The sequence below is a fragment of the Neomesorhizobium albiziae genome (genome assembly GCF_900114255.1).
Taxonomy (GTDB): Bacteria; Pseudomonadota; Alphaproteobacteria; order Rhizobiales; family Rhizobiaceae; genus Neomesorhizobium; species Neomesorhizobium albiziae.
This window is the reverse complement of record NZ_FOSL01000076.1, coordinates 1-3,060: the sequence shown is the minus strand read 5'-3', so window position 1 is coordinate 3,060 and position 3,060 is coordinate 1. Positions and strand designations below refer to the sequence as shown.

Annotated in this window: 3 protein-coding genes; 2 read left to right on the top strand and 1 reads right to left on the bottom strand. The window is 58.6% G+C overall.

Annotated features, from left to right (window positions below; translation table 11 throughout):
• The first annotated feature begins 535 nt into the window (after positions 1 to 535).
• Entirely contained in the window at positions 536 to 1,579 is a 1,044-nt protein-coding gene (locus tag F3H98_RS30770) for an ATP-dependent DNA ligase (RefSeq protein ID WP_149764776.1), read from the top strand.
• 473 nt (positions 1,580 to 2,052) lie between these two features.
• Here F3H98_RS30770 and F3H98_RS30765 read toward each other — a convergent pair whose 3' ends face one another.
• Positions 2,053 to 2,307, bottom strand: coding sequence for an alkaline phosphatase family protein (locus tag F3H98_RS30765; protein ID WP_149764774.1), 255 nt, complete (start codon positions 2,305 to 2,307; stop codon positions 2,053 to 2,055).
• Positions 2,308 to 2,395: 88 nt separating this feature from the next.
• On the opposite strand from F3H98_RS30765, the gene F3H98_RS30760 reads away from it, so the two are divergent.
• The gene (locus F3H98_RS30760) at positions 2,396 to 2,557 is read left to right on the top strand and encodes a hypothetical protein (protein ID WP_425294901.1); all 162 of its coding nucleotides are present in this window, start codon (positions 2,396 to 2,398) and stop codon (positions 2,555 to 2,557) included.
• Positions 2,558 to 3,060 lie beyond the last annotated feature (503 nt).

The window sequence follows — 3,060 nt, the reverse complement described above, 5'->3', positions numbered from 1 at the left end:
ACCTCTCCGTCCATCGCCAGCCTCCAAAAGCCAGCGTTGAATCTGATTTGCGCAACTTTGGGAATCCCAAGCCGTTAAATCGTCACTACAGCCTAATGCCCCTTGGACTCTTCCCGACATTTTTTCGGGTTGAGCCTGGTGCGCGCCACGCGGCCCCTGTCAGTACACCGACCGAATAGCCATAAGCTCCGTCCATTGGCTGAGGGCATAGGCCTCACCGAGGGCTAGCGGGATGACCAATCCTGTTAGGTGGACGCGGCAGCCGTTGCCTGATCGCTCCGCCCCGTCATTGCCCAAACAGATGCAGCACTACCGCGCCCGCGATACGGGTAACATCCAATGGGAGATCGCGAGAGGTATTCAATCGGAGGTGGGGCACTGGACTGGAGCGAAGGTGTCTTACCGTGGGCAGCCAGTTGATCGTGAAAACATGGCGCGTTGAAATTGAATACCTCGCCCTCGGCAAAGTGTCGGAACCAATGCCAGCAGTGGAAATTCCTCTTGGTAACGCGATGCAACGTGAGACGAGGCAGAGATGAAACGAATCCGGCGAGAGCTGGCACAGCCCACGCAGGCTCCGGCGGTGGCCGGCAACACGAAAAGCGAGCCGGTTCTGACCATCCCCCTGTCGCTGAAGCCGATGGAAGCCGAGCAAGTGGACGAGTTACCCCGCGGCCGCGGATGGCTTTACGAGCCCAAATACGATGGCTTCCGATGCATTGCCTTCCGCGATGGCGGCACGGTGCATCTTCAATCGAAAAAACAAAAATCACTGAACCGCTATTTCCCGGAGGTTGCGGCCGGGCTGGCTCGCGTGAAGGCCGAACGTTTTGTGTTGGATGGCGAGATCGTCATACCAGGCCAGAGTTTCGAGACGCTGCAACTCAGGCTGCACCCGGCAGCCAGCCGCATTGCTGAGCTATCGGGCAAGTTCCCGGCGCGGCTGATCGTCTTCGATCTTCTCGCCGGCGACAGCGGCCCGTTGATCGCGCATCCCTTCGCCGACCGGCGCGCCGCGCTTAAAGCGTTCGTAAAGACCCCGGGATTCTCTCAGGCCATCGTGCTTTCCAAAGCCACGCGGATAGCAGGCGAAGCGCTGAACTGGTTGTCTGAACGCGGGCACGGACTTGATGGCATTGTGGCAAAGCCGCTTGATCAACCTTATTGGGCCGGCGAGCGCGTGATGCAGAAATTCAAGATTTGGCGCACAGTCGACGCCGTGCTGGCCGGCTATTACCAGGATGACGCGACTGGCACCATCGATAGCCTGTTGTTCGGCCTCTACGGCGACGACGGCCTCCTGCATTTCGTCGGTCACTGCCGGGTTTACAATGACGCTGCCGACATCGCAAAACTGCCCCAACCGCTGAAGGACGGCAGTGGTTTCACTGGACGCGCGCCGGGCGGAAAAAGCCGCTGGACCGGCAAAAAGCAGAAAATGGTGTCGCTGGAGCCGCGGCTGGTCGCCGAGCTTTCGGCTGATCATATCGCTGATGGTAAATTCAGGCATGGCTCGCGGTTAATTCGCTGGCGCACCGACAAGGCGCCGGAGGATTGTACGATCGATCAGGTCAGCTAGCGCCCACCGTCGCATGTTTAGAACCTTCCACTGCGCTGGAAACTAGCGCGTCGCCCTTCATCCGGTTCTTGACGTCAGTGCGCCCACTTGAACGTGAAGTCGATCTCGGTGTCTTCGCCGAACTTGGCTTTGTAGGAGACAAGCGGTCCGACCGCGACCAACTGTCCTTTGAAGCCGTCGTGTGAATCAGCGAAAGCGCTGTCGTCGTCCCCTCGTACCCCTTGTCGATATCCTCGCGCGGCGAGGAGCGTTCGAGGTGAGCAGCGCGGCCCTACCGCAGATTAGGCCTATGCGCCGCCTTTTGAGCTGATCCGAGCGCGCCACTACTGCTTGGACTTGGTCAATTGCTCGATCTGCGCTTCCATGCTCAGCGACGTCCCGCGCTGAGTTGGTGGGTGCTCTGCCAGCGTTTTTACATGTGCCGCGATGATGTCTTGAACCTGGTAGCCCACATACGTGTGGCTCTGGGTTGTCTAGGCGCGGGGACCGGGAGCCTGATCATAGCTCTCAAATGGGTCCTGCCGAATGTTGAAGACCCAAGGCACTTCCAAATGGGTAGTTGGACCGTAGTAGCCATCTCGTGAAGCGAAATGAAGCTTCCATTGATCCTTGCGGACTGCCTGCAAGTGGGACTCGGCGTAATAGAGCATAAAGTTGCGGGCCGATTTATCGGTTTTGCCGGTCCAATAGTCGAGGTTGTTGACACCGTCGATGTAATTGCGTTTCACGACGCCCGTGCCCAGGTCATCGCCTTTCGCCAGCCTCCTTGATATCGGTTGCCCCAGCTATGGCGGCGAGAGTGACAAAAACGTCTTCATGACTCTGGATACCGTTGAGGTCGACGCCAGCGGGCACGTGGCCGGGCCCAACGGCCTCACCGCCCCGCTGTCGGTGCGCATCGACTACGGGAAAGAGGTCCGTCCGGCGCTGATCAGTTGTCGCCTCGACGCTAAAGGCAGAGTCATCACCGTGACATAGGCCCCCAAGCGAGAGCCTTTCTCAGTTCAACCGCCTTCCTGCGTCGCGTCATATTCGGCGGCCAACCGCCGCTTCGCCGCCGCCCGATTTCAAGGAAGGCGCAGGCCGGATACAGGATTGCCCGCATCGGCGAGCGCATTTTAGCTTTTGAAACGGGGTGTTACGTCGGTATTTCGGTAAAATTTAGTCTGATTTTGCCCTGTCTTCGGGACTTCGCTCCCGTCTGGAGCCATCCTCTGCCATAGCCATAATAATAGCTTCCACTCCCCGGCGGGGATGGCGTTTCGAGCAAGGTGGTGATGTTGTATAGGTCGCAGATTTCACTGTTCTCCATCACATCGGCGACGTTGTCAGGCCGCCTTGCAGGCAAACAGGGGAACCCATGACCGGCTACGAAAAATCACCGGATTACGGCGGCCGGCCGATGAAGCCATGGGAGCCGGTTTTGTGGATCGCCGTGTCCATTGCGTTGGCTATCCTCAGCTGCATGTTTTTCGCATGAA

What these genes read in the sequence shown, in the direction of transcription:
- F3H98_RS30760 (WP_425294901.1), top strand. Translation starts at nt 2,396, where the DNA reads ATGACTCTGGATACCGTTGAGGTCGACGCCAGCGGGCACGTGGCCGGG.
- F3H98_RS30770 (WP_149764776.1), top strand. Translation starts at nt 536, where the DNA reads ATGAAACGAATCCGGCGAGAGCTGGCACAGCCCACGCAGGCTCCGGCG.